20 protein-coding genes and 1 pseudogene are annotated in these 25,040 nt (G+C 73.3%); 7 read left to right on the top strand and 14 right to left on the bottom strand.

Annotated elements, in window-relative coordinates; genetic code table 11:
- Window positions 1–41: 41 nt before the first annotated feature.
- Together GL259_RS34980 and GL259_RS34975 are read right to left on the bottom strand one after the other, a co-directional pair.
- Entirely contained in the window at window positions 42–1,331 is a 1,290-nt protein-coding gene (locus GL259_RS34980; RefSeq protein ID WP_159537466.1) for an ROK family transcriptional regulator, read from the bottom strand.
- Between the two features lie 91 nt (window positions 1,332–1,422).
- Window positions 1,423–2,402, bottom strand: a pseudogene (locus tag GL259_RS34975) (aminoglycoside phosphotransferase family protein).
- A gap of 183 nt (window positions 2,403–2,585) precedes the next feature.
- Between GL259_RS34975 and GL259_RS34970 the strand changes: the two are divergent.
- The 3 genes from GL259_RS34970 (at window position 2,586) to GL259_RS34960 (ending at window position 6,216) form a co-directional block, all read left to right on the top strand.
- Window positions 2,586–3,074, top strand: coding sequence for an FBP domain-containing protein (locus tag GL259_RS34970; RefSeq protein WP_159537465.1), 489 nt, complete (start codon window positions 2,586–2,588; stop codon window positions 3,072–3,074).
- A 552-nt stretch (window positions 3,075–3,626) separates the two neighbouring features.
- Window positions 3,627–4,895, top strand: coding sequence for an FUSC family protein (locus GL259_RS34965; protein WP_159537464.1), 1,269 nt, complete (start codon window positions 3,627–3,629; stop codon window positions 4,893–4,895).
- A 124-nt stretch (window positions 4,896–5,019) separates the two neighbouring features.
- Complete coding sequence (locus GL259_RS34960) at window positions 5,020–6,216, top strand: lactonase family protein (protein WP_159537463.1); 1,197 nt, start codon at window positions 5,020–5,022, stop codon at window positions 6,214–6,216.
- Here GL259_RS34960 and GL259_RS34955 read toward each other — a convergent pair.
- The gene (locus GL259_RS34955; RefSeq protein WP_159537462.1) at window positions 6,184–6,915 is read right to left on the bottom strand and encodes a DUF2470 domain-containing protein; all 732 of its coding nucleotides are present in this window, start codon (window positions 6,913–6,915) and stop codon (window positions 6,184–6,186) included. The two genes, GL259_RS34960 and GL259_RS34955, sit on opposite strands and share 33 nt — an antisense overlap.
- Before the next feature lie 88 nt (window positions 6,916–7,003).
- A complete protein-coding gene (locus GL259_RS34950; protein WP_159537461.1) occupies window positions 7,004–7,612 on the bottom strand; it encodes a TetR/AcrR family transcriptional regulator in 609 nt (202 codons plus the stop codon).
- A 109-nt stretch (window positions 7,613–7,721) separates the two neighbouring features.
- On the opposite strand from GL259_RS34950, the gene GL259_RS34945 reads away from it, so the two are divergent.
- Window positions 7,722–9,233 (top strand): cytochrome P450, encoded by a 1,512-nt coding sequence (locus GL259_RS34945; RefSeq protein WP_159537460.1) that lies wholly within the window; start codon window positions 7,722–7,724, stop codon window positions 9,231–9,233.
- A gap of 86 nt (window positions 9,234–9,319) precedes the next feature.
- Here the strand turns inward: GL259_RS34945 and GL259_RS34940 are convergent, their stop codons facing one another.
- The 10 genes from GL259_RS34940 to GL259_RS34895 form a co-directional block, all read right to left on the bottom strand.
- Window positions 9,320–10,213 (bottom strand): sigma-70 family RNA polymerase sigma factor, encoded by an 894-nt coding sequence (locus GL259_RS34940; RefSeq protein WP_159537458.1) that lies wholly within the window; start codon window positions 10,211–10,213, stop codon window positions 9,320–9,322.
- Window positions 10,214–10,217: 4 nt separating this feature from the next.
- Window positions 10,218–10,961, bottom strand: coding sequence for a PIG-L deacetylase family protein (locus tag GL259_RS34935; protein ID WP_159537456.1), 744 nt, complete (start codon window positions 10,959–10,961; stop codon window positions 10,218–10,220).
- A 37-nt stretch (window positions 10,962–10,998) separates the two neighbouring features.
- A complete protein-coding gene (locus GL259_RS34930) occupies window positions 10,999–12,300 on the bottom strand; it encodes an alpha/beta fold hydrolase (RefSeq protein WP_159537454.1) in 1,302 nt (433 codons plus the stop codon).
- 104 nt (window positions 12,301–12,404) lie between these two features.
- The gene (locus tag GL259_RS34925) at window positions 12,405–13,430 is read right to left on the bottom strand and encodes a LacI family DNA-binding transcriptional regulator (RefSeq protein WP_159537452.1); all 1,026 of its coding nucleotides are present in this window, start codon (window positions 13,428–13,430) and stop codon (window positions 12,405–12,407) included.
- Between the two features lie 80 nt (window positions 13,431–13,510).
- On the bottom strand, window positions 13,511–14,935 hold the full coding sequence (locus tag GL259_RS34920) for a BNR repeat-containing protein (protein WP_159537450.1): 1,425 nt from the start codon (window positions 14,933–14,935) through the stop codon (window positions 13,511–13,513).
- A gap of 14 nt (window positions 14,936–14,949) precedes the next feature.
- Entirely contained in the window at window positions 14,950–15,270 is a 321-nt protein-coding gene (locus GL259_RS34915; protein ID WP_159537448.1) for an L-rhamnose mutarotase, read from the bottom strand.
- 29 nt (window positions 15,271–15,299) lie between these two features.
- Entirely contained in the window at window positions 15,300–16,385 is a 1,086-nt protein-coding gene (gene rhaS, locus GL259_RS34910; RefSeq protein ID WP_159537446.1) for a rhamnose ABC transporter substrate-binding protein, read from the bottom strand.
- 35 nt (window positions 16,386–16,420) lie between these two features.
- Window positions 16,421–17,434, bottom strand: a complete 1,014-nt coding sequence (locus GL259_RS34905) for an ABC transporter permease (protein ID WP_159537444.1) — start codon at window positions 17,432–17,434, stop codon at window positions 16,421–16,423.
- Complete coding sequence (locus GL259_RS34900) at window positions 17,427–18,467, bottom strand: ABC transporter permease (protein ID WP_159537442.1); 1,041 nt, start codon at window positions 18,465–18,467, stop codon at window positions 17,427–17,429. The genes GL259_RS34905 and GL259_RS34900 overlap by 8 nt, the downstream gene beginning before the upstream one ends.
- Entirely contained in the window at window positions 18,464–19,981 is a 1,518-nt protein-coding gene (locus GL259_RS34895) for a sugar ABC transporter ATP-binding protein (RefSeq protein WP_159537440.1), read from the bottom strand. The genes GL259_RS34900 and GL259_RS34895 overlap by 4 nt, the downstream gene beginning before the upstream one ends.
- A gap of 261 nt (window positions 19,982–20,242) precedes the next feature.
- Between GL259_RS34895 and rhaI the strand changes: the two genes are divergently transcribed.
- From rhaI to GL259_RS34880, 3 genes are all read left to right on the top strand, one after another.
- Complete coding sequence (gene rhaI / locus GL259_RS34890; RefSeq protein ID WP_159537438.1) at window positions 20,243–21,403, top strand: L-rhamnose isomerase; 1,161 nt, start codon at window positions 20,243–20,245, stop codon at window positions 21,401–21,403.
- Window positions 21,404–21,546: 143 nt separating this feature from the next.
- Window positions 21,547–23,586 carry a bifunctional aldolase/short-chain dehydrogenase gene (locus GL259_RS34885; protein WP_159537436.1) on the top strand — a complete coding sequence of 680 codons (2,040 nt, stop codon included), beginning with the start codon at window positions 21,547–21,549 and terminating at the stop codon, window positions 23,584–23,586.
- The gene (locus tag GL259_RS34880) at window positions 23,583–25,031 is read left to right on the top strand and encodes a rhamnulokinase family protein (RefSeq protein ID WP_159537434.1); all 1,449 of its coding nucleotides are present in this window, start codon (window positions 23,583–23,585) and stop codon (window positions 25,029–25,031) included. Before GL259_RS34885 ends, GL259_RS34880 begins: the two co-directional genes overlap by 4 nt.
- Window positions 25,032–25,040: the final 9 nt, after the last annotated feature.

Raw genomic sequence — 25,040 nt, 5'->3', positions numbered from 1 at the left:
TACGGACCCGGGCGGGTACCTCCGCCGTGACCGGCGAAACCTCAGCGCGGCACCCGCTCCTGGAGCGCCGTGCGCCAGGCGGGCGGCGGGGACTCGGGGCCCGGGTCGGAGCGCCGTCCGCCGCGGGCGAAGAAGTCGGCGAGCGGCAGGATCGCGGCGCCGACGGTCACCGCGTCGGGCCCCAGGCTGCCCAGCTCGATCGTCACCTTCTCGGCCGGGTGGCGCAGCGCGTACGACAGGGCGTGCCTGCGCACGGCCGGCAGGAAGCGGGAGCCGAGCTGGAGGCCGGCCCAGCCGCCCATCAGGATGCGCTCCGGCTGGAAGAGGTTGATCAGGTCGGACAGGCCCGCGCCCAGGTACTCGGCGGTCTCCTCCAGCACGGCGAGGGCGACCGGGTCGGCGGCGGTGCCGTCGGACGGGTAGGCGGCGGCGAGCATCGCGGTCAGCGCCGTCTCCTCGTCCGTGGCCTCGGGCACGCTGCCGCCCTCCTCGCGCCACCGGGCGAGCAGCGACTCGGCCCCGGCGTACGCCTCCAGGCAGCCGAGCGCGCCGCACCGGCAGCGGCGCCCGCGGACCCGTACGGTCAGGTGGCCCCATTCGACCGCTCGGCCGTGTTCCACCTCGGGGGTGACGAGGCAGGCGCCGACGCCGGAGCCGAAGAGCACCACGAGGGCGTTGCGGGCGCCGCGCCCGGCGCCGAACCACATCTCGGCCTGGCCGAGGGTCCTGGCGCCGTTGTCGATGAAGTAGGGCACCGTGTCGGGCAGCGGGGATCCGCCGCGCAGCAGGGACTCCAGGGGAATCGCGTCCCAGCCGATGGTCTGCCCGTGCACGACGGCGCCCCGGTCGGCGGTGCGCTCGACGATGCCGGGGACGCCGATGCCGACGCCGAGGAGCCGCTCGGCGGCGAGGCCGGCGGCGGCGAGCACCCCGGCGACGCCGGAGCGGATGTGGTCGACGATGACCTCGACCTCGTAGCGCTGCTGCTCCAGCGGGAGCTCGGCGCGGGCGAGCTCGGTGAGGGTCAGGTCGAACAGTTCGACGCGCACCCGGGTCTCGCCCACGTCGACCCCGATCATGTGGCCGCTCTCCGGCGCGACCCGCAGCAGGGTGCGCGGACGCCCGCCGTCGGAGTCGACGCTGCCGGCCTCCTCGACCAGGCCGTCGGCGACGAGATCGGCGACGACGTTGCTCACGGACCCGGAGCTGAGCCCGGTCGCCGGGCCGAGCTCGAAGCGGCTGAGCGGGCCGTCGAAGTAGAGCCGTTGCAGCACGGCCGTACGGTTGGCCCGCCTGAGGTCGCGCACCGTGCGCCCGTTCCGCCCCGCCATGTGGCTCCTTCCGAAACCCTGTCCGACCTGCAACATACCGCCGCGGACCGACCGGGCGCGACTTTCTCCCCCCCTTATTTCATGATGTGAACTAACAGGGTCCGGCCATTTCGTCCAACGCGGCCTCGAGTTCCGGGGCGACGGTGGTCCGGACCCGGCGCTCGTGGTCGTCCCCGGATGCCCGCGGCACCGTCTCGGTGAGCATGATCAGGTAGAGGTAGGCGCGATAGAGGGCGAGCCGCACGCGGGCCCGCGCGTCGAACCCGGCCCGGCCCCGGCCTCCCGGTACCCGGCCAGGAACGCCTCGTCCTCCCTGATGTCACCGAGCAGCGCCAGGGAGACGAAGTCGGCGAGCGGGTCGTCCCGGAACATGCGCTCCCCGTCGACGAGTCCGCCGACGCGCGCCCGGCCCGCCGCCGAACGGGTCACGAGGATGTTGCCCGGCCACAGGTCGAAGTGCACGAGGGCCGGCACGGTGACCTCGTCGAGCGCCGGACCCGCCGCACGGATCGCACCGGCCACCTCGTCGACGGGGCGGGGCAGCCGGGCGCCGTAGTGGCGGGCGTCGGCGAGGACCGCGTCGGCCATCGCGGTGAAAGCGGTCCGCCAGTCGGGGGCGAGCGGGCCGAGGGCGCCGGAGGGGTAGCCGAACCCGGGACCCGTCACGCGGTGCAGGCGGGCCACCTGCCGGCCCAGCTCCCTGCGCAGGTCCGCCCGCTCCCCGTCGGCCGGCACCGCCTCCGTCCAGGGTTCGCCCGGGCAGGCGGTCATCAGCAGATGCGGTGCGCCGTCGTCGTCGCCGACGGAGACGGCCCGCGGCGCGGGCACCCCGGCCTCGGCGGCGCCGGCGCAGAACGCGGCCTCGGAGACGAGGAGGCGCCGCTCGTACCGCAGGCCGGGCGTGGCGGGTGCGGGCGGGATCTTCAGCACGTAGCGGCCGCCGTCGGCGAGGACGAGTTCCTCGACGGTGCTGCAGGTGCCTCCGGCCAGCGGGCGCACCCCGGTGAGAGCCCCGGGCGGCAGCCCCGCCGCCGCGAGCGCGTGCCGGGCCCGGACCCAGGAGTCCCCCATCGTGCGCACCCCTCCCCCTCGGCCACTGCGGTACAGCGTACGGAACGCGGGCCCGTCTTCCCGGGTCCAGTGCCCGGGTGCGCGGCCCTGACGGAAAATCACTGGCCCCCTCCCGCCGGGTACTTACCCTGACCCAGAAACCTAGACCTCCTAGGTTTCGCAGGACCACACCGGGAGAACCCCATGAGACCGCTCACCGAGCAGGACGTCCGCGCCTCCTTCATCAACTGCTCGAAGGGCGAGGCCAGGCGTCTGGCCGTACCCCGTGACCTGGGTGAGCTCCCCTGGGACGATCTGGACTTCCTGGGCTGGCGCGATCCGGGCGCGCCCGACCGGAGCTACCTCGTCACCGAGCGCGAGGACCGCCTCGTCGGGGTGGCCATGCGGTTCCAGCCCGCCCAGCGCGGCTTCCTGCACCGCAGCATGTGCTCGCTGTGCCTGACGACCCATCCGCGCGGCGGCGTCTCGCTGATGACCGCGCGCAAGGCGGGTCCGGCCGGCCGCGAGGGCAACTCGGTCGGCGCCTACATGTGCACCGATCTCGCCTGCTCCCTCTACCTGCGCGGCAGGAAGATCCCGGAGACCGGGGCCCGCTTCGAGGAGAGCCTCACCCTGGAGGAGCAGATCGCCCGCACGCGGGCCAACCTGTTCGCCTTCCTCGACAAGGTGTAGGCCCGTCCGGTTCCGGGTGCGGCGACCGGGCGGCCGACCCGTGGCGGAGGACCGCACGGGGCCGCCGGGGGGGCGCACGGTGCGCGCGTCGCCGGCCGTGCGCTCCGAGGGGAGGCGGATCGCGGGTGTCGCCGCCCGGTTCCACGGCGCGCGGGGGGTGCGGCCCGGTCCGGGCCGCGACGACCGGGGTGGCCGATTCGGCCACCCGGGCGGGCCCGGCCGCAGCCCGCGCCGCCGCGGCCGGGGTACCCGCCGTCACCGCGCCGGGATGACGAACAGGGGCATGACGGCTGCGATCCGGTGCCGTTCCGTGATCCGGGACTGCCGCGCCGCCGGGTCCCGGCGCCCTGCGGTGGCCCCCCGACCTGGGGCGCGGGCGACCACCGGCCCTCCCCCGGGGGTTTTCCGCGGTGCCCGCTCGCGCACCGCGCCCGACCGGCAGCGGTACGGCCGGCGGCGCACGGCGGGTGGGAACGGGCCCGGCCGCCTGCGTCCGGTTACCGGACTGTCCGAATACGTTCGATGCGCCTGGGGACGGGGAACAGCCCCAGGATGCTGGATGTACGTGAAACCGCGGCGTCCGTCGCGCGCCTGGTGAAGTGGCACCGGGATCCCATGGCCGTGCAGGCGGTGCGCTCGGCCGCCGCGGCGTCGATCGCCTATGTGATCGCGGTGCGGCTGAGCCCCGACGACGCCCCGCCGCTCACCGCGCCCCTCACCGCGCTGCTGGTCGTGCAGGTCACCCTGTACGCCACGCTCAAGATGAGCGTCCGCCGGGTGAACTCCGTGGTGGCCGGTGTGCTGGTCGCCATCGCCTTCAGCGCGGTGGTGGGTCTGAGCTGGTGGAGCCTGGCCCTGGTGATCCTGGCGGCGCTGGGCGTCGGGCACCTGGTGCGGGCGCACGAGTTCGTGGCCGAGGTGGCGATCAGCGCGATGCTGGTGCTCGGTGTGACCGCGCACGGGGCCCTGGCCTGGGCCCGTGTGGTGGAGACGCTGATCGGGGCGGCCGTGGGGCTGGCCTTCAACCTGCTCTTCGCCCCGCCGGTGTGGGTGGAGCAGGCCGGCGAGTCGATCGAGGGGCTGGCCCGGCGGGTGCGGCAGCTGATGCTGCGCATGGGCGAGGAGGCCGCCGGCCGCACCCCGTACCACGAGGCGGCGGCCCGCCTGCACGAGGCGCGGCGGCTCGACCACGACATCGCCGAGGTGGACGAGGACCTCCGGCAGGCCGAGGACAGCCTGCGGCTCAACCCCCGGGTCCGCGAGGGGCTGCTGCACCGGATCGTGCTGCGCACCGGCCTGGACACCCTGGAGATCTGCACCGTCGTCCTCCGGGTGCTCGCGCGCACCCTCACCGACCTCGCCAAGGAACGCGAACCCGAGCCCCTGTTCTCCCGGGAGACGGGCGCCGCCATCGAGCAGCTGCTGTCCGAGATCGCCGACGCCGTGGTCAGTTTCGCGGTGCTGGTGACCACCAGCGTGAGCGCGAGCGCCGAATCGGCGGAGGAACGGCTCACCTCCCAGCTGCGGCAGGCCGCCGCCACCCGCGACAAGCTCGCCCAGCTCCTCCTGGAGGAGATCCGGCAGGACACCCGTCAGTGGCAGCTGTACGGCGCGGTGCTGACCGAGGTGAACCGCATCCTCGACGAGATGGACACCGAGCACCGCTCGCGCCGGCTGCTGGAGGAGCTGGACCGCCACACGAGCGAGCAGCGGGAGCGCCGGCCGCGGCTGACCCGGCTGCGGGACCGGACGCTGGGCTGGCTGGGCCGGATCGGGCCGCGGCGCCGGAACCGGGCCGGGGCCGGGCACCGTTCCCGGTGACCGGCCCGCACCGGGGACGGCGACCGGTGGTCCGGGTGCGCGCCCGCGCTGCTTGCACCCGGTGGGTGATCGACGCCAGGGTGGCCGTGGCGACCGGACGTGCGACGACCCGAGGGGCGTGTGGATGAGCAGGGCTGACTGGAGCAGGCGCCGTTTCGTCGGCGCCCTCACGGGAACGGCCGCCGCGGCGGCCCTCCCGGCGTGCGACGACGACGTGCCGGCGGACGCGCCGCCGTCCCCGGGGACCCCCGCGGCGAGCACGGGTCCGCGGCGCGGGAGCGATCCGTCCTCCGGGCCGCGACCGCTCTACCTCGGGACCTACACCTCGGCCGACGGCGGCGGCAAGGGCATCGGGACAGCCGTGTACGACAGCGCGACAGGGCGGATCAGCGGCACCGGCACCCTCACCGGCGTCGGCGACCCGTCGTACCTGGCGGTGCACCCCGACGGCCGGACGCTGTACGCGGTGAACGAGCGCGAGGACGGCGCGGTGACCGCCGTGCGGCTGTCCGACCGGAAGGTCCTGGGCAGCCGGAGCACCGGCGGCGCGGGCCCCTGCCACCTGTCGGTGCACCCGCGGGGGCGCTGGCTGCTGAGCGCCAACTACGGTTCCGGCAGCGTCGCGGTGCACCCCGTCGACGCCTCGGGGGCGCTCGGCGAGCGCACCGAGCTGGTCACGCACACGAGCCCGCCGCCCGGCCCGGGACAACAGGGACCGCACGCCCACCAGTTCGTCACCGGTCCGGACGGCGGCCACGTCCTCGCCGTCGACCTGGGAACGGACACGGTGTACACGTACCGGCTGGACACCGGGGCCGGCACCCTCACCGGGACGTCGCGGGCGAGCACCCGGCCGGGCGCCGGTCCGCGCCACCTCACCTTCCACCCCGGGGGCCGGTACGCCTACCTCGCCAACGAGGTCGACAACACCGTCGCGGTGTGCGCGTACGACCCGGACTCGGGACGTCTGCGGATCGGTGAGGCGCAGTCCACGGGCACGGGTTCCGGCACCAGCCACCCGGCGCAGATCCTGGTGGCCGGGAACGGCCGGTACGCCTACCTCGCCAACCGCGGCCACGACAGTCTCACCCGCTACGCCGTCGAGGCGGACGGCGCCCGGCTGAGGCTGCTGGACACCGTGCCGGTGGGCGGTGGCTTCCCGCGCCAGATCGCCTTCTCCCCCGACGGCGGGCTGCTGTTCGCGGCGAACCAGGGGTCGGGCACCGTCAGCGTGTTCCACGTGGACGAGGACAGCGGTGAACTGCGGTCCGCGGGCGAGCCGTTCGCCTCACCCGTCGCGGTCTGCGCGCTGCCGCTGTAGGGCGCGGGGGCAGGACGCGGCGCTCGCCTGGGAGAGCAGCACGTGCATGCGTTCGGTGAGCGCGGCGACGTCGTCGGCGGGCGCGTGGAACGGCAGCCGTACGTCGCCGTCGGCGCGGACGCGTTCGATGCGCAGCGTCAGTCCGTGCCGGTCGACGGCGAGCGGCTGGACGCGGACCGCGCCGTGCAGGCTGCCGGTGTCGACCAGGCGGGTCAGCCGTTCGACCGCGTCGGCGTGGCAGTCGGCGAGATGGGTCAGCAGCCGGGCCTCGGCGGTGGCGAGCGGGTCGGGAGCGGCCGCGGCGAACTCGTCGAGGCCGACGACCTCCGCGCCGGACAGCCGGCGCAGCACCACCCGGGTGGGCCGGAAGGCGAGGTGGCCGTCGTCCTGGACGCGGAACCAGCCGGCGAGCCACAGCCGGGCGCGGATCCTGCTGCGCACCGGGACGGGTGCGACGTCGGCGAACTCCAGCACGGCGGACGGTTCGCCGCGGGGCGCGCAGATCGCGGCGGCGAGCAGGGCGCTGTCCTCGGGCACGTGCAGCAGCACGCGTCCGTCGTCGGTCACGGTGTGCGCGCCGACGAACTCCTCCCGGGTGCCCTCGGCGGTCACCGCGCAGGACCACGCGGCGGCGAGCACCGAGCGGGCCCGTTCCGCCGCGCCGGGCGCGGCCGTCCAGCTCTGCCTGTCGTCACCCATCCCGAAACCTCCTATTAGGTAAGCCTTGCCTAACTTATCGGAGATCGGAGTGCGCGCCAACCGGGCGGTGCGATCTTTACGGAACCTTTCAGTCCGCGAGAACGCCCAGCAGGGCGCGGGCGCACAGGTCGCGCACCTGTTCCCGGCCCAGCTCCGGGCCGCGCAGCCACTCCAGACAGACGGCGGTGGTGAAGGCCAGCCAGCCGCGCACGGCGAGGCGGGTGTCCGGCCGCGCCCCGAGGACCGGACCGAACTCGGGGTCCTCGGCCAGCGCCGCCAGGATCTGCCGTTCCTGGGCGGCGAGCGCCCGCCGGTAGACGCGGCGCACCGCCCGGTCCCCCGCGGCGTCGGCCCGGTGGAAGGCGCGGTAGCCGTGCGCGTGGGCCTCGACGTACGCCAGATAGGCGTCCAGGCCCGCCGTGAGCTGCTCGCGCACCGGGACGCCGGGGACCGCCGCCGTCATGCGCAGCATCCGCTCGCTCTCGCGCTCCACGACCGCCGCGAAGAAGTCCCGTTTGGTCGGGAAGTAGTGGTAGAGCAGCCCCCGCGAGACCCCCGCGATCTCGGCGACCTGCTCGATCCACACGTCGTCGTAGGGGCTCTCCGAGAACAACCGCGCCCCGACCGACAGGAGCTGCTCCCTGCGCTCCTCGGTGCTGAGCCGGCGGCGCGTGCGTCCGCCCTGGTTCACGGCCATTCCCGCACTGTAGTTGACGCCGGTTCGACGGCCGGACCAGACTGGACCGCGCTATTGAACCCACGTACAACACGTCCCGATCGCCCGCCGGACCGAAGGGGACCGCGCCATGGCACAGACGACATCCGCCGGGCTGCCGAGGGGGTTCCGCGGCGCCGAGCCGGGCTGGCCCGAGCTGCACCGCATTCCGCACCCGCCGTACCGTCTTCCGCTGCTCGGCGACGTGCTCGGGGCGAGCGGGCGCACGCCGCTCCAGGACTCGCTGAAGTACGCCCGCCGCCTGGGTCCGATCTTCCGGCGGAACGCCTTCGGCAAGGAGTTCGTGTTCACGTGGGGCGCCGCCCTGGTGGCCGATCTCGCCGACGAGGCCCGGTTCGCCAAGCACGTCGGGCTGGGCGTCGCCAACCTCCGGCCGGTCGCAGGCGACGGACTGTTCACCGCGTACAACCACGAACCCAACTGGCGGCTGGCGCACGACGTGCTGGCCCCCGGCTTCAACCGCGAGGCCATGGCGGGCTACCACACGATGATGCTGGCCGTCGCCGAGCGGCTGACGGACCACTGGGACCGTGCGGCCGCGGCGGGCCGGACGGTGGACGTGCCCGGCGACATGACCAAGCTCACCCTGGAGACGATCGCGCGCACCGGGTTCGGGCACGACTTCGGCTCGTTCGAGCGGCCCCGGCCGCACCCCTTCGTGACCGCGATGGTGGGCACCCTGACGTACGCGCAGCGGCTCAACAGCGTGCCCGCGCCGCTGGCGCCGCTGCTGCTGCGGCGGGCGGACCGCCGCAACGCGGCCGACATCGGCCGTCTCCACCGCATCGTCGACGAGGTGGTCCGCACCCGGCGCGCCCGCGGCGGCGGGGACGGGGACCTCCTGGACCGGATGCTGGACACCGCCCACCCGGAGACCGGCGAGCGGCTCTCGCCCGAGAACGTCCGGCGCCAGGTCATCACCTTCCTGGTCGCCGGCCACGAGACCACCTCGGGCGCCCTCTCCTTCGCCCTGCACCACCTCTCCCGGCATCCGGACGTCGCGGCCCGCGCCCGCGCCGAGGTGGACCGCGTCTGGGGCGGCACGGCGGCGCCGGGCTACGAGCAGGTGGCCAGGCTCCGCTACGTCCGCCGGGTGCTGGACGAGTCGCTGCGGCTGTGGCCGACGGCGCCCGCCTTCGCCCGGGAGGCCAGGGAGGACACCGTGCTCGCCGGGGAGCATCCGATGCGGCGCGGCGCGTGGACGCTGGTACTGACGCCGATGCTGCACCGGGACCCCGAGGTGTGGGGCGCGGACGCCGAGCGGTTCGACCCGGACCGCTTCGACGCGCGGGCGGTGCGGTCCCGCCCCCCGCACACCTTCAAGCCGTTCGGCACGGGGGCGCGGGCGTGCATCGGGCGGCAGTTCGCCCTGCACGAGGCGACGCTGGTGCTCGGGCTGCTGCTGCGCCGCTACGAACTGGCCCCCGACCCCGGCTACCGGCTGCGCGTGACCGAGCGGCTCACGCTGATGCCGCAGGGGCTGCGGCTGCGCCCGGCGCGGCGGACGGCGCCCGCCGCGCCCCGGACGGACGGGGGCGCCGCCTCGGGCTCCCGCCGCCCGGTGCGCGGGGCGGGCGGGTGAACCCGGCGGTCCCGTAACGGCGCTCCCCCGGGCCGCGGGCGTTCGGCCCGGGGGACCGGACGCCGGAGCCGGTCCGCCGGCCGGGTTCACGCCGCGTCGTCCGGCACCTCCAGACGCCCCAGCCGCTCCGGGTCGGCCAGGATGTACATGCCGGTGATGCGGCCGCCGGCGACGGTGACGGACACGACCGACCGGATGCGGCCGCCGGCCGTGCTGACCAGGCCCATCCCGTCGTTGACCAGGACCGTCCGGGCCGTCGCGGTGTACCGGGCGAACATGAGCGCCGACTCGGCCACCGCCTTCGCCCCCCGGAGCGTCCTGGACCCGGCCGCGCCGCGCACCAGGGCGCCCGCGTCGGCCCGCAGGACCACGTCCGGGTGGAGGACGGCGACCAGCGCCTCGAAGTCACCACCGCGCGCGGCGGCCATGAAGGCGTCGAGGGCCTCCCTCTGCCGGCCGAGGTCGGGCTCCGACGGAGGGGTCGCGTCCCTCACCCGGCGGCGGGCCCGGCTGGCGAGCTGCCGGGTGGCGGCCGCGCTGCGCTCCACGACCGGTGCGATGTCGTCGAAGGGCACGGCGAACATGTCGTGCAGGACGAACGCGAGCCGCTCGTCGGGCTCCAGCCTGTCCAGGACCACCAGCAGGGCCACGCTCACCGAGTCGGCGTGCAGCGCCTCCTGTTCCGGGTCGGTCCGGGGCAGGGGCCTGATCACCGGGTCGGGGACGAAGGTCTCGTCCATCGGCTGCTCGCGGCGCGCGGTGCGCGAGCGCAGCTGGTCCAGGCAGATGCGGCCGGTCACCGTGGTCAGCCAGCCGCCGAGGTTGCCGATCTCGCCCGGGTGCGCGCGGCCCAGTCTCAGCCAGGCCTCCTGGACGACGTCCTCCGCCTCGGCCGGTGACCCGAGCATGCGGTGGGCGACGGCCTCGAGGTGTCCGCGGTGCTCCTCGAAGCGTTCCGCCAGCAGTTCCGTGTCGTTCACGCCGTCACCGCGGGAACAGCTCGAAGGCGACCGCCGGCCGGCCCCCGAACCGCTTGCCCGTCTCCTCGGCGTACTGCGTCAGGAAGCCGCGTGCGTAGGCTTCCGGGTCCTCGTCGGTCAACGCCTCGATGTAGGCCCGGTGTTCGAGCAGGGAGCGCACCGCCCGCTCCATCCCGTCCGTGGCGTCCACGGCGTGCGTGGGGGTGCCGGAGCCGGCGACGGCGACCCAGCGGACCCCGTCCCACGGTTCGAGGCCCCGCTCGGTCAGCTCGGGGAAGATCCAGCGGTTGCCGGCGTCACCGGCCGCGTCGAGCACGGCACGTCCGACGGCGACGTGGTCCGGGGTGTTCCAGTGGGTGCCGCCCCAGGTGTCCCGGTGGTTGAGGGTGATCACCAGCTCGGGCCGGTGGCGGCGGATCGCGGCGGCGATGTCCCGGCGCAGCGCGGGGCCGTACTCGACCACCCCGTCCCGGTGGTCGAGGAACTCCACCGCGGACACGCCGACCACGGCCGCGCTCGCGCGCTGCTCCCGTTCCCTGAGCGGGCCGCACTCCGCCGGCTCCAGGGTGTCGATGCCCGCCTCGCCGCGGGTCGCCAGGACGTAGGCGATCTCGCGGCCGGCGTCGGTCCAGGAGGCGATCGCCGCCGCGCAGCCGTACTCGAGGTCGTCGGGGTGGGCCACGACGGCCAGGGCGCGCCGCCAATCGTCGGGCATGGGCTGGAGTTGACTGGTCGTCGGCTCGGTCATGCCCGCAGACTAACCCCGGCACCGCCCGGGGCCCGGCTCAGACCTCGCCGCGCGCGAGGGCGAGCAGCCGGTCCAGGACGCGGGGGCCGCCGGCCCGGACGCCGTCGTGCTCGAACTCGTCGGTGACCCAGGTGCGCAGGCCGCGGATCGCGCGGGCGGTCTCCAGCGAGTGGGCGGTGTGGACGTACATGTCGTCGTGGTAGACGGCCGCCGCGGCCGGGACCTCGTTGGCGGCCAGCCGGGCCGGGTCGTACAGGGGCGTCCAGTCGGTGCGGGCGGCGAGCAGTTCGGCGGTCTCGCGCAGCGGGCGCAGCGCGGGGTCGCAGTCGAACATCCACGGGTGGACCGTCTCGCCGGTGAACGGCAGCGGTTCGTCGCCGGCGAGCGCCTTGGCCGCGTCGAACTGCGGGAACTCGGCCCGCACCCGCTCGGCGGACCAGGCGGTGGGACGGGCGTCCTGGGCGTAGATCGCCTCGTGGACCAGCGCGTACAGCGGGTGGCCGGCGTACGACAGCAGGCCCTGGACCTGCTCCTGGAACGCGTCGGACAGCGCGGGTCCCGCCGGGGTGCGGACGAAGGCGTCCTCGAGGAGGTGGTGCAGGCGGTGGCTGCCGTCGCCGCTGCCCAGGAGGATGCCGAGGGACTGGAAGGCCTCGACGGTGAACCGGTAGCCGTTCGGGAGGACGACCTCGTGGGCCAGGAGGTGGTCGGCGATGCGGCGGGCGCGTTCGACGTCCTGCGGGTAACGGGCGTAGTGGGCGGCGACCTTGCGTGCGATGCGCGGGTAGGCGGCCCGGTAGACGTCGTCCGCGTGGGCGTCCAGGGAGGGCAGTCCGCCGGTGACGAGTGCGGTGTCCAGTCCCTCGGGGGCCATGGACAGGTAGGCGACGGTGCAGAAGCCGCCGAAGCTCTGGCCGAGGACGGTCCACGGGGCACCGCCGGTGACCTCGGGGCGGATCGCCTCGCAGTCGCGGACGATGGAGTCCGCGCGGAAGCGGGTGAGGTAGTCGGCCTGCTCGGCGGGGCCGCCGCGCAGCGGGAGCGTCTGCCGGTTGGCGGGGGTGGAGTGGCCGGTGCCGCGCTGGTCGAGGAGCAGCACGCGGTACTCCTCCAGCGCCCGGCCGAGCCAGGCCTGCTTCCCGATGAAACGGTTCGCCCCGAAGCCGGGGCCGCCCTGGAGGTACAGCAGCCACGGCAGGTCCCCGTCCGCCTTGTCACCGGCGACGACCTCGCGCGCGTACAGCTCGATCGTCTCCCCCGAGGGGTCGTCGTGGTCGAGGGGCACGGTGAAGCGGCGGTCGGTGAGGACGACGCCGGGCTGGCGGTAGCTGACGGTCAACGGGGCTCCCGGGACGGACGGATTGTCGGACCGCGACCCAGTTCAGCACACGTTCGTCCGGTCGACGAACCCGGGATCACCATGTTCTCCACCGGAACGGCCGGTCAGCGGGACGACAGACTGGAGCGGCGGACCACCAGCTCGGGGCTCAGGACGACCCGCCGGTGCTCGTGCGGCTTCTCCGCGGTCCCGGCCTCCGTCTCCTCCAGCAGCAGCTCCGCCGCCATGGCCCCCATGGTGACGGCCGGCTGCCGCACCGAGGTGAGCGGGACGGCCGCGGCGGCGGCGAACTCGATGTCGTCGTAGCCGACGATCGCGAGGTCGTCGGGGACGCCGACCCCGGCCGCGTACATCGCCTGCAGCACGCCGAGGGCGAGCAGGTCGTTGGCGCAGAACACGGCGGTGGGGCGGTCGGCGAGGCCCAGGAGGCGGGCGCCGGCGTCCCGTCCCGCGGCGACGTCGAGCCGCTCGGTGGGCAGCTCGCGCAGGCGGTCCGGGCCCAGTCCGGCCTCGGCGAGGGCGTCCAGGGCGCCGATGCGGCGGTCGCGGACCTGGTTCAGGCCGGGCGGTCCGCTGACGTACGCGATGGACCGGTGCCCCGCGTCGACGAGGTGCCGCACGGCCAGCGCGCCGCCCGCCACGTCGTCCACGGAGACCGAGCACTCGGTGGTGCCCTCGGCGACCCGGTCGACCAGCACGAAGGGGATGCCGTGGCGGCGGAACGCCTCGATGTTGTGGCCGGTGGCGTCCGCCGGGGTGAGCAGGACGCCCCGGACCCGCTGTTCGGCGAAGAGGGAGAGGTACTCGGCCTCCTCGCTCGCGTTCTGGGCGCTGTTGCAGATCATCACGCCGAGGCCGGCCCGGCGCGCGGCGCGCTCGGCGCCGCGCGCCACGTCGACGAAGAAGGGGTTGCCCATGTCGAGGACGAGCAGGCCCATGATCCGGCTGCGGCCCGCACGCAGCTGGCGCGCCGACTCGCTGCGGACGTAGCCGAGCCGGTCGATGGCGGACAGCACCCGCGCCCGGGTCTCGGCGGCGACCGTGTCCGGGCGGTTGATCACGTTGGAGACGGTGCCGACGGACACTCCGGCGACGCGGGCGACGTCCTTGATACCCACCGACTGGGCCATCGGACAGGGACCTCCAGAAAGAGCGGGGCGACGCGGCGGGCCATCACACTACCGGCAGCGCCGCCCTTGAGCGGGCACGGTCAGGCGGGCAGCCCGAAGTCGATCACGTGCAGGGGCGAGGGTGTCGTACCGGTGGACTTCTCCTGGTACATGACCGACAGCACGCCGTCCTGGGCGACGCGGGTCTCGTCGATCACCACCTCGCCGAAGGCGTTCAGGCCGGCGCCGTCGTACAGCAGCTTCCAGTCGGTGTGCCCGGAGGCCGCGGAGGCGGCGGCGACGCGGCCGTAGGGGAACACGGCGTAGGCGTTGTCGTACCGGTCCAGGACCAGTCTGGTGCGCCGGCTGGAGTTCAGCGGGACGGGGATCTCGGTCTTCCGCCGGCCGCCGGCGGCGGTCCGGCGGACGTGGAAGGCACGGCCGTTCGCCGTGCGGTCGGCGACGTAGTCCGTGGTGCACTGGCCGAAGCGGCCGGGGACGTAGGAGATGATCGCGTGCGGCCGGCCGGCGGAGTCGGTGAACTGGCTCTCCTGGTTCATCAGGGAGTGGTCCGGGTTCAGCGGGCCGACCACCCGTCCCGCGTCGGTGACGGAGACCCGGTCGGAGGTCCCGGTCCTGCCGACGACGGTGCCCGCGTCGTTGCGCCAGGTACGGCCGCGGTCGTCGGAGTACACGTAACCGGTGTCGTGGTTGGTGAGGCCGCCGCCGGAGCACATCACGGCGCCGTTCTGCTCGCGCCAGGTGAAGAAGGCGTGCAGGCGGCCGTTCCGGTCGTAGTCGATGCCGTGCAGGTACATGTTGCGGGCGGTGGAGGAGCCGTGCTCACTGGTGTACGTGCCGGTGGAGCTGGTCCACTCCCCCAGCGCCGTCCACTTCGTGCCGTCGTACTCGGCCAGTGCGTTGCGGCCGTTGCCGGAGACGCCGGCCCGGTGGCTGAGCTGGAGGCGGCCCTCGGGGGTGGCGACGAACTGCGGGTAGGTGAACTGCCGGGTGAGGGCGAGTCCGTCCAGGGTGGACTGCGGGGCGCCGAAGCGGCTCGCGGTCCAGCTCAGTCCCGTCGGGTCGTCCAGGAGTCCGGCGACCGACCTGACGTAGGTGAAGCCGTCGCTGTGGGAGTCCATGTGGAGGTGCAGACGGCCGTCGGTCCTCGACACGCCCATGGAGATGACGTTGTGGGAGTCGTCGTAGCGCAGGGTGTGGCCGGCCCGCACGGTCTGCCAGGTGCTCGCACCGAGGGCGCGGCGGGCGACCACGGCGCTGCGGTCCGCGGTGTACCAGGCGGCGTACTGGTGGCCCTTGTGGGTGAGCAGGCCGTTCTTCTGGAAGGAGTTGTTGTTGACCAGGCCGTCGTAGGACACGAAGTGGACGGCCCGGCTGTCGGGCGTGGTGCGGCCGGTGCGGGTGACCGACGGGCCGGGCGCGGCGGCCCGGGCGGTGCCGGCGGCGGGGGCGGGGACCGCCGCGGTGCCGAGGAGCGCGCCGGCCAGGAGGGTGCGTCGTCTCATCGCGGGCTCCGTCGTCAGGCGAGGTGGAAGACCTCGGTCAGCGGTTTCATCGCCTCGTCCGGCCGGGAGCCGTCGAGGGACTCGAAGAAGGGGGACATCTCGGCCTGCCAGCGGCCGTTGACCTCGGTGGCCTCCATGCCGGCCCTGGCCGCCTCGAAGTCCTCGGTCTCCAGGTAACCGACGAGGAGGCCGTCGTCGCGCAGGAAGAGGGAGTAGTTGTGCCAGCCGGTGGCCGAGAGCGCCTCGCGCATCTCGGGCCACACGGCGGCGTGGCGTTCGCGGTACTCGGCGATCCGGTCCTGTCGGACCTTGAGCAGGAAACAGACGCGTTGCATGAGGTACCGCTCCTCCGGAGTGGTGGGGATCAGAAGTCGAACTGGTCGATGTTCTCGGCGTTGAAGACGGTGGGCTTGCCGAGGTTGATCACGCCGTCCTTGCCGATGGTGTACTCGCCCATCGCGCCGGCCGTGAAGGTCTCGCCCTCCTTGCCGGTGATCTGGCCGGAGGACAGGGCGATCGCGGTGCGGGCGGCCAGCTCGCCGAGCTTGGCCGGGTCCCAGAGCTCGAACGCCTCGACGGTGCCGTTCTTGACGTACTTGCGCATGTCGTTGGGGGTGCCGAGGCCGGTCAGCTTGACCTTGCCCTTGTACTTGGAGCCGGACAGGTACTGGGCGGCGGCCTTGATGCCGACGGTGGTCGGGGAGATGATCCCCTTCAGGTTCGGGTGCTCCTGGAGCAGGCCCTGGGTCTGCTGGAAGGACTGCTGGGCGTCGTCGTTGCCGTAGGCGACCTTGACCAGCTTCATGTTCTTGTACTCGGGCTTCTTCAGCTCGTCCTTCATGAAGTCGATCCAGATGTTCTGGTTCGTCGCCGTCTGCGCGGCGGACAGGATCGCGATCTCGCCCTTGTAGTCGATCTGTTCGGCGAGCAGCTGCACCTCGGTGCGGCCGAGGTCCTCGGCGGAGGCCTGCGAGACGAAGGCGTTGCGGCAGTCGGCGGTGGTGTCGGAGTCGTAGGTGACGACCTCGATGCCGTTCTTCATCGCCTGCTTGAGCGCGGTGCACAGGGCGCCGGGGTCCTGCGCGGAGACGGCCATGGCGTCGACCTGCTGCTGGGTGAGGGTGTTGACGTAGGAGACCTGGCCGGCGGTGTCGGTGGCGCTGGACGGGCCGACCTCCTTGTAGGTGGAGCCCAGTTCCTCGACGGCCTTCTCGCCGCCCTTGTCGGCGGTGGTGAAGTAGGGGTTGTTGACCTGCTTGGGCAGGAAGCCGACGGTCAGGCCCTTCTTGGTGGCCGCGTTCGGGTCGGCCTTGCCGGCCGAGGCCGCCGCGCCGCCGCCCTCGTTCTTGACGTCCTCCTTGGTGGTGCCGCCGCAGGCGGTGGCGGCCAGGGCGAGCGAGGTGACGGCGGCGAAGGCCGCGCAGGTGCGGCGGAGGGTTGCCTTGCGCATGGTGGGTTCCTTAAGGGACGGGACGAGAGAGGGGTTCAGGAGGCCGGGGTGGGCGCCTTGGACGCCGGTGGTGCGGCGGTCGACCGGCGTCCGGCGCGTGCGACGGCGATCTGCCGGGCGACACGGGGACCGAGCACGGACAGGACCAGCAGCACACCGGTGACGACGATCTGGGACTGCGCGGACACGTCCTGCAGGCTCATCACGTTCTGCAGCGCGCCGAGCAGGAACACACCGGCGATCGCGCCGCCGAGCGTGCCCTTGCCGCCGTCGAAGTCGATGCCGCCGAGCAGCACGGCCGCCACGACGGACAGTTCGAGGCCGGTGGCGTTGTCGTAGCGGGCGCTGGCGTAGTGCAGCGCCCAGAAGACGCCGGTGAGGGAGGCCATCAGGCCGGTCAGGGTGAACAGGATCAGCTTCTGCCGCTTGACGCGGATGCCGGCGAACCGGGCCGCCTCCTCGCTCGCGCCGACCGCGAACAGCGACCGGCCGAACGGGGTGGCGTGCAGGGCGACGACGGCGATGGCGAGCAGCACCAGGAAGGGCGGGAGGGCGTACGGGATGAACGTGTCGCCGATGCGTCCGGCGGCGAAGTCCAGGTACGGGGCGGGGAAGTCGGTCACCGCGTCGGAGCCGAGCACGATCTGCGCGATGCCCCGGTAGGCGGCCAGCGTGCCGATGGTGACGGCGAGGGAGGGCAGGCCGAGGCGGGTCACCAGCAGGCCGTTGACCAGGCCGCAGACGACGCCGATCACGAGGCAGACCGGGATGATCGCCTCGATGGCCATGCCCTGGTTCCACAGGGCGCCCATCACCGCGCCGGACAGGCCGGCCGTGGAGGCCACGGACAGGTCGATCTCGCCGGAGACCACCAGCAGGGTCATGGGCAGGGCGATCAGCGCGATCGGCAGGGTGTTGCCGATGAGGAACGACAGGTTGAGCGCGTTGCCGAAGCCGTCGACCGTGGTGAAGGACAGCAGCAGGACGACGACGAGCAGGGCGCCGACGACCGTGTCCCAGCGGACCGCGCGCGTCAGGGACTCAGGCATGGCGGGCGTTCCTCTTCTTCAGGGCGGAGGCCACGCGCAGCGCGACGATCCGGTCGACCGCGATGGCGAGGATGAGCAGGATGCCGTTGATGGCGAGCACCCACACGGAGCTGACGCCGAGGGCGGGCAGCACGCTGTTGACGGAGGTCAGCAGCAGCGCGCCGAGGGCCGCGCCGTAGACGCTGCCGGAGCCGCCGGTGAAGACCACGCCGCCGACCACGACCGCGCTGACGACGGTGAGTTCGTAGCCGTTGCCGGTGCCGGAGTCGACGTTGCCGAACCGGGCCAGGTACAGGGCGCCGGCGAGGCCCGCGAGGGCGCCGCAGAAGGTGTACGCGGCGAGGATCCGCTTGCGCACCGGGATGCCGGCGAGGCGGGCTGCCTCGGGGTTGGAGCCGAGCGCGTACAGCTCGCGCCCGCTGCCGAAGTGCTTGAGGTAGTACGCCGTCGCCACGAGCACCGCGAGCGCGATGAGCGCCAGGTACGGCACCGCCGAGATGCCGCCGGAGCCGAAGTCGACGAATCCGCCGGGGAGATCGGCGGCCGTGATCTGCCGGGAACCGACCCAGACGGAGTCGATGCCGCGGATGATGTAGAGGGTGCCGAGGGTGACCACGAGGGCGGGCACCTGGCCGAGGCTGACGAGCAGGCCGTTGAGCAGTCCGAAGCCGACGCCGAGCAGGACGGCCAGGGCGACGGCGACGACCGGGTTCCCGCCGTCCTGGAGGTGGACGCCGGCGGCGAAGGCGCTGATGCCGAGGGTGGAGCCCACGGACAGGTCGACGTTGCGGGTGATGACGACCAGGGACTGGCCGGTGGCGACCAGGACCAGGATGGTCGCGTTCAGCAGCAGGTCCTTGATGCCCTGCTCGGACAGGAACTCGCTGTTGCCGGCCTGGGTGACGGCGATCATCACCAGGAAGACGACGAGGATGGCGAGTTCGCGCATCTTGAAGACGCGGTCCACCAGCCGGGTGGCGCCGGCCTTGGGCGCCTCGGCGACGGGGGCTTCTTCGGGAGCGGCGACCGTCATGCGGCGGCCCTCCCCGTGGCTGCGGCCATCACGGTTTCCTCGGTGGCGTCGGTGCGGGGGATCTCGGCGGTGAGCCGGCCCTCGTGCATCACCAGCACGCGGTCGGCCATGCCGAGGATCTCGGGCAGGTCGGAGGAGATCATCAGGACGGCGACGCCGTCGGCGGCGAGCTGGGACAGCAGCCGGTGCACCTCGGCCTTGGTGCCGACGTCGATGCCGCGCGTGGGCTCGTCCACGATCAGCACCTTCGGGCCGGTGGCGAGCCACTTGGCGAGGACGACCTTCTGCTGGTTGCCGCCGGACAGGGTGTTCACCGCGTCGGCGATCCGGGCGTACTTGACCTGGAGCTTGACGGCCCAGTCGAGGGAGCGGCTGCGTTCGGCGCCGCGGTCCATCAGGCCGGCCCTCACGGTCGTGCGGAGTCCGGTGAGGCCGATGTTGCGTTCGATGGACATGTCCATCACCAGGCCCTGGGCGCGCCGGTCCTCGGGGACCAGGGCGAGGCCCGCGGCCATGGCCGTGGACGGGGCGCCGTTGGTCAGCTTCCGTCCGTCGACCTCGACCTCCCCGGCGTCCCAGCGGTCGACGCCGAACACGGCGCGGGCCACCTCGGTGCGCCCGGCGCCGACGAGTCCGGCCAGGCCGACGATCTCACCGCGCCGCACGTCGAAGGAGACGTCGGTGAAGACGCCCTCGCGGGTCAGCCGGCGCACGCTCAGGGCGATCTCGCCCGGCGTCACGTCCTGCTTGGGGTAGAGCTCCTCGAGGTCGCGGCCGACCATGCGGCGGACCAGGTCGTCCTCGGTCATGCCGGCCAGCGGCTCGCTGGAGATCCAGGCGCCGTCGCGGAGCGTGGTGACCCGCCCGCAGATCTCGAAGATCTCCTCCAGGCGGTGGGAGATGAACAGCACCGCGGCGCCCTGGTCGCGCAGGGTGCGCACGACGCCGAAGAGGCGGGCGACCTCGCTGCCGGTGAGGGCGGCGGTGGGCTCGTCCATGATCAGGACGCGGGCGTCGAAGGAGAGCGCCTTGGCGATCTCGACGATCTGCTGGTCGGCGATGGACAGACCGCGGGCCGGACGGTCCGGGTCGAGTTCGACGCCGAGCCGCCGCATCAGGGCGGCGGTCGCGTCGTGGGTGGCCCGGTGGTCGATCCGGCCGAGCGCCCGCCGGGGCTGCCGGCCCATGAAGATGTTCTCGGCGATCGACAGGTCGGGGAAGAGCGTGGGCTCCTGGTAGATCACGGCGATGCCGGCGTCGCGGGCGTCACCGGGGCCGTGGAAGACGACGGGGGCGCCGTCGAGCAGCACCTGGCCGGTGTCCGGCCGGTGCACTCCGGCGAGCGTCTTGATGAGAGTCGACTTGCCGGCTCCGTTCTCGCCGGCGAGGGCGTGCACCTCCCCGGGGAACAGCTCCAGGGAGACGTCCCGCAGTGCGCGGACCGCGCCGAAGGACTTGGAGATGTCCTTCAGCGCGAGAACCGGGGCCGGACCCGTGTCGGACGGGTGGGTCATGAGGGCTCCTCGACGACGCCGGTGGGAGGCCCTCGCGACGTCGTGAAAGGTTTCAACTGGGTTGCCGGGACGTTAGGCGCGCGGCGCATGTCACGTCAATGGGTCCCGGTCGAAAAAGTTTCGACGCTTTCAGGTCACGCCCTGGTCACGGCGAACAGTCTCGGCCGGAGGGGTTGACACCCCCTTGAGAGCCCCATAGCTTCCCGTCCTGAATCGTTTCACTCAGTGGTCGTTACGACCCGATGTCACAGGAGCCCTGACGTGACCGAGCTCGCCGCGGCGAAGGCCGCTCTCAAGACACAGGCCGTGGAGACGCCGTCCTGGGCGTACGGGAACTCGGGGACCCGGTTCAAGGTGTTCGCGCAACAGGGTGTCCCCCGCACCCCGCAGGAGAAGCTGGACGACGCCGCGCAGGTGCACGCGTTCACGGGTGTCGCGCCGACCGTGGCGCTGCACATCCCGTGGGACAAGGTCGAGGACTACGCGGCGCTGGCCAAGCACGCCGAGGACCGCGGGGTGAGGATCGGCGCGATCAACTCCAACACCTTCCAGGACGACGACTACAAGCTCGGCAGCATCTGCGCCCCGGACGCGGCGGTGCGCAGGAAGGCCGTCGACCACCTGCTGGAGTGCGTCGACATCATGGACGCGACCGGCTCCAAGGACCTGAAGCTGTGGTTCGCCGACGGGACGAACTACCCCGGGCAGGACGACGTCCGGGCGCGGCAGGACCGGCTCGCCGAGGGGCTCGCCGAGGTGTACGAGCGGCTCGGGGACGACCAGCGGATGCTGCTGGAGTACAAGTTCTTCGAGCCGGCGTTCTACACGACGGACGTGCCGGACTGGGGCACCGCCTACGCGCACTGCCTGAAGCTGGGTGAGAAGGCGCAGGTGGTGGTCGACACCGGTCACCACGCTCCGGGGACCAACATCGAGTTCATCGTGGCGACGCTGCTGCGGGAGGGGAAGCTCGGCGCGTTCGACTTCAACTCGCGGTTCTACGCCGACGACGACCTGATGGTCGGTGCCGCCGACCCGTTCCAGCTGTTCCGGATCATGTACGAGGTGATCCGCGGGGGTGGGTTCACTCCCGAGGTGGCGTTCATGCTCGACCAGTGCCACAACATCGAGGCGAAGATCCCGGCGATCATTCGTTCCGTCATGAACGTTCAGGAGGCAACGGCCAAAGCCCTGCTTGTCGATCGGGTGGCGTTGGGTGAGGCACAGGCCTCGGGGGATGTGCTCGAGGCGAACGCCGTGCTGATGGACGCGTACAACACGGATGTGCGTCCGTTGCTCCGTGAGGTGCGGGAGGAGATGGGGTTGGACCCCGAGCCGATCGCTGCCTACCGGCGGTCCGGGTGGGCCGAGAAGATCGTTGCCGAGCGGGTCGGCGGGGAGCAGGCGGGCTGGGGGGCGTGAGCGTCCGCCCCGTGCTGTTCGTCGCGGACCGCGGGTCGGTCGTGGTTGCTCGCGCCCGCGCGGCGGTAGCCGCATGTCCCGTGTCTCCCCGCGCCCCTGAAGGGGCGCTCCGCATCCCCTCCTCCGAAAAGGACTGATCGTTGATGTCTGCCCATCCCGAAGCCGCCGCTCTCCTCGCCCGGTCCCACCGGCTCGGTGCTGATCCCCGTAACACCAACTACGCCGGCGGCAACACCTCCGCCAAGGGCACCGGCACCGACCCCGTCACCGGCGGTGACGTCGAGCTGATGTGGGTCAAGGGGTCCGGCGGGGACCTCGGGACGCTCACCGGGGCGGGGCTTGCCGTGCTGCGGCTGGACCGGCTGCGCGGGCTCGTCGACGTCTACCCGGGCGTCGAGCGCGAGGACGAGATGGTCGCCGCGTTCGACTACTGCCTGCACGGCAAGGGCGGTGCGGCCCCGTCGATCGACACCGCGATGCACGGGCTCGTCGACGCCGCGCACGTGGACCACCTCCACCCCGACTCCGGGATCGCGCTCGCCTGCGCGGCCGACGGGGAGAAGCTGACCGCCGAGTGCTTCGGCGACACCGTGGTGTGGGTGCCGTGGCGGCGGCCCGGTTTCCAGCTCGGGCTGGACATCGCCGCCGTGAAGGAGGCCAACCCGCAGGCCATCGGGTGTGTGCTCGGCGGGCACGGCATCACCGCGTGGGGCGACACCTCCGAGGAGTGCGAGCGCAACTCCCTGCACATCATCCGCACCGCCGAGGAGTTCCTCGCCGAGCGCGGCCGGCCGGAGCCGTTCGGACCGGTGATCGAGGGGTACGAGGCGCTGCCCGGGGCCGAACGGCGGGAGCGGGCGGCCGCCCTGGCGCCGTACGTGCGGGCCGTCGCCTCGCAGGACCGGCCGCAGGTCGGCCACTTCGACGACTCCGACGTCGTACTGGACTTCCTGGCCCGCGCCGAGCACCCGCGGCTGACCGCGCTGGGCACCTCCTGCCCGGACCACTTCCTGCGCACCAAGGTCCGGCCGCTGGTCCTCGATCTGCCGCCGTCCGCCCCGCTCGACGAGGCGGTCGCCCGGCTGAAGGAGCTGCACGCGGCCTACCGCGAGGAGTACGCCGCCTACTACGCGCGGCACGCGGAGCCGGACTCCCCCGCGATGCGCGGGGCCGACCCGGCGATCGTACTGGTGCCGGGTGTGGGCATGTTCAGCTTCGGCAAGGACAAGCAGACCGCGCGGGTGGCCGGCGAGTTCTACGTCAACGCGATCAACGTGATGCGCGGAGCCGAGGCGGTCTCCACGTACGCGCCGATCGAGGAGTCGGAGAAGTTCCGCATCGAGTACTGGGCGCTGGAGGAGGCCAAGCTCCGGCGGATGCCGAAGCCGAAGGCGCTGGCCACCCGGGTGGCGCTGGTGACCGGTGCGGGCAGCGGCATCGGGAAGGCGATCGCGCGGCGGCTGGTGGCCGAGGGCGCGTGCGTCGTCGTGGCGGACCTGAACGGGGAGAACGCCGCCGCCGTCGCCGAGGAACTGGGCGGACCCGACAAGGCCGTCGCCGTCACCGTGGACGTCACCTCGGAGGAGCAGATCGCCGAGGCGTTCCGGGCGGCGGTGCTGGCGTTCGGCGGCGTGGACCTGGTGGTGAACAACGCCGGCATCTCCGTCTCCAAGCCGCTGCTGGAGACGTCCGCGAAGGACTGGGACCTCCAGCACGACATCATGGCCCGCGGCTCCTTCCTCGTCTCGCGGGAGGCGGCCCGGGTGATGATCGCGCAGCGGCTGGGCGGCGACATCGTCTACATCGCCTCCAAGAACGCCGTCTTCGCCGGCCCGAACAACATCGCCTACTCGGCCACCAAGGCCGACCAGGCCCACCAGGTGCGGCTGCTGGCCGCCGAGCTGGGTGAACACGGCATCCGGGTCAACGGCGTCAACCCGGACGGCGTGGTGCGCGGTTCCGGGATCTTCGCGAGCGGCTGGGGCGCCGAGCGCGCCGCCGTGTACGGGGTGCCGGAGGAGAAGCTGGGCGAGTTCTACGCCCAGCGCACGCTGCTGAAGCGGGAGGTGCTGCCCGAGCACGTGGCGAACGCCGTGTTCGCGCTGACCGGCGGCGACCTCACCCACACCACCGGCCTGCACGTCCCGGTCGACGCCGGCGTCGCCGCCGCGTTCCTGCGATGAGTGCCGCCGTGAAGCGGTACGCCGCGGTCGACCTCGGCGCGTCCAGCGGGCGCGTCATGGTCGGCCGCGTCGGCCCCGACAGCCTGGAGCTGACCGAGGTCAACCGCTTCCCCAACCGGCCGGTGCGGGTGCCCGAAGGGCTGCGCTGGGACGTCCTCTCGCTGTACGCCGGGGTGCTGGACGGGCTGAAGGCGGCCGGCGCGGTGGATTCCGTCGGCATCGACAGCTGGGCCGTGGACTACGGGCTGCTGGACGCGGACGGGGCGCTGCTCGGCAACCCCGTGCACTACCGCGACAGCCGTACCGAGGGGATCGCGGAGGAGGTGTGGGCGACCGTGCCCGCCGAGGAGCTGTACGCGGCGACCGGGCTGCAGTACGCGCCGTTCAACACGCTGTACCAGCTGGCGGCGGCCCGCGGCTCGGCCCAACTGGCTCAGGCGAAAAGGCTGTTGCTGATCCCGGACCTGCTGACGTACTGGCTGACGGGCGAGCAGGGCACGGAGCTGACCAACGCCTCGACCACCCAGCTGATCGACCCGCGCACCCGCGACTGGGCGCACGGCCTCGCGGAGCGCCTCGGCATCGACCTCGGGCTGTTCGCGCCGCTGCGCCGGCCCGGGGACGCGGCCGGGGTACTGCGGCCCGAGGTCCTGGAGGAGACCGGGCTGGCCGGACCGGTCCCGGTGACGGCGGTCGGCTCGCACGACACCGCGTCCGCGGTGGCCGCCGTACCGGCGGACGGCGAACGGTTCGCGTACATCTGCACCGGCACCTGGTCGCTGGCCGGGCTGGAGCTGGACGCGCCGGTGCTCACCGAGGAGAGCCGGGCCGCCAACTTCACCAATGAGCTGGGGCTGGACGGCACGGTCCGCTATCTGCGCAACATCATGGGCCTGTGGCTGCTCCAGGAGTGCCTGCGGGCCTGGGGACAGCCGGATCTGGGCGCGCTGCTCCTCGACGCGGGCAGGGTTCCGGCGCTGCGGTCGGTGGTGGACGCCGGGGACGCGGCGTTCCTCGCGCCCGGGCGGATGCCGGAGCGGATCGCCGAGGCCTGCCGGGACTCGGGACAGCCCGTGCCGGCCACCCCCGCCGAGATCACCCGGTGCATCCTCGACTCGCTCGCCCTGGCCCACCGCAAGGCCGTCACCGACGCGCAGCGGCTCGCCGGGCGGCCGGCCGACGTCGTGCACATCGTGGGCGGCGGCACCCGCAACGCCCTGCTGTGCCAGCTGACCGCCGACGCCTGCGGGCTGCCGGTGGTGTCCGGGCCGACGGAGGCGGCGGCGCTGGGCAATGTGCTGGTGCAGGCCCGTGCCCACGGACTGGTCGGCGACCTGGCCGGGATGCGGCGGCTGCTCACCCGTACGCAACTGCTGACGCGGTACGAACCGCGCGGCGGTACGCAGCGGTGGCAGGCGGCGCAGGCCCGGCTCGCCCGGGGCTGACGCGGTCTC

It is taken from the genome of Streptomyces sp. Tu 3180 (assembly GCF_009852415.1).
Classification (GTDB): Bacteria; Actinomycetota; Actinomycetes; order Streptomycetales; family Streptomycetaceae; genus Streptomyces.
The sequence above is the reverse complement of the archived record's forward strand: the minus strand, read 5'-3'. Positions and strand labels throughout refer to the sequence as shown.

Excerpts from the sequence above, each read along its gene's own strand:
- GL259_RS34980 (WP_159537466.1), bottom strand. The coding sequence starts at position 1,331 with ATGGCGGGGCGGAACGGGCGCACGGTGCGCGACCTCAGGCGGGCCAAC.
- GL259_RS34970 (WP_159537465.1), top strand. The coding sequence starts at position 2,586 with ATGAGACCGCTCACCGAGCAGGACGTCCGCGCCTCCTTCATCAACTGC.
- GL259_RS34965 (WP_159537464.1), top strand. The coding sequence starts at position 3,627 with ATGCTGGATGTACGTGAAACCGCGGCGTCCGTCGCGCGCCTGGTGAAG.
- GL259_RS34960 (WP_159537463.1), top strand. The coding sequence starts at position 5,020 with ATGAGCAGGGCTGACTGGAGCAGGCGCCGTTTCGTCGGCGCCCTCACG.
- GL259_RS34955 (WP_159537462.1), bottom strand. The coding sequence starts at position 6,915 with ATGGGTGACGACAGGCAGAGCTGGACGGCCGCGCCCGGCGCGGCGGAA.
- GL259_RS34950 (WP_159537461.1), bottom strand. The coding sequence starts at position 7,612 with ATGGCCGTGAACCAGGGCGGACGCACGCGCCGCCGGCTCAGCACCGAG.
- GL259_RS34945 (WP_159537460.1), top strand. The coding sequence starts at position 7,722 with ATGGCACAGACGACATCCGCCGGGCTGCCGAGGGGGTTCCGCGGCGCC.
- GL259_RS34935 (WP_159537456.1), bottom strand. The coding sequence starts at position 10,961 with ATGACCGAGCCGACGACCAGTCAACTCCAGCCCATGCCCGACGATTGG.
- GL259_RS34925 (WP_159537452.1), bottom strand. The coding sequence starts at position 13,430 with ATGGCCCAGTCGGTGGGTATCAAGGACGTCGCCCGCGTCGCCGGAGTG.
- GL259_RS34920 (WP_159537450.1), bottom strand. The coding sequence starts at position 14,935 with ATGAGACGACGCACCCTCCTGGCCGGCGCGCTCCTCGGCACCGCGGCG.
- GL259_RS34915 (WP_159537448.1), bottom strand. The coding sequence starts at position 15,270 with ATGCAACGCGTCTGTTTCCTGCTCAAGGTCCGACAGGACCGGATCGCC.
- rhaS (WP_159537446.1), bottom strand. The coding sequence starts at position 16,385 with ATGCGCAAGGCAACCCTCCGCCGCACCTGCGCGGCCTTCGCCGCCGTC.
- GL259_RS34905 (WP_159537444.1), bottom strand. The coding sequence starts at position 17,434 with ATGCCTGAGTCCCTGACGCGCGCGGTCCGCTGGGACACGGTCGTCGGC.
- GL259_RS34900 (WP_159537442.1), bottom strand. The coding sequence starts at position 18,467 with ATGACGGTCGCCGCTCCCGAAGAAGCCCCCGTCGCCGAGGCGCCCAAG.
- GL259_RS34895 (WP_159537440.1), bottom strand. The coding sequence starts at position 19,981 with ATGACCCACCCGTCCGACACGGGTCCGGCCCCGGTTCTCGCGCTGAAG.
- GL259_RS34885 (WP_159537436.1), top strand. The coding sequence starts at position 21,547 with ATGTCTGCCCATCCCGAAGCCGCCGCTCTCCTCGCCCGGTCCCACCGG.
- GL259_RS34880 (WP_159537434.1), top strand. The coding sequence starts at position 23,583 with ATGAGTGCCGCCGTGAAGCGGTACGCCGCGGTCGACCTCGGCGCGTCC.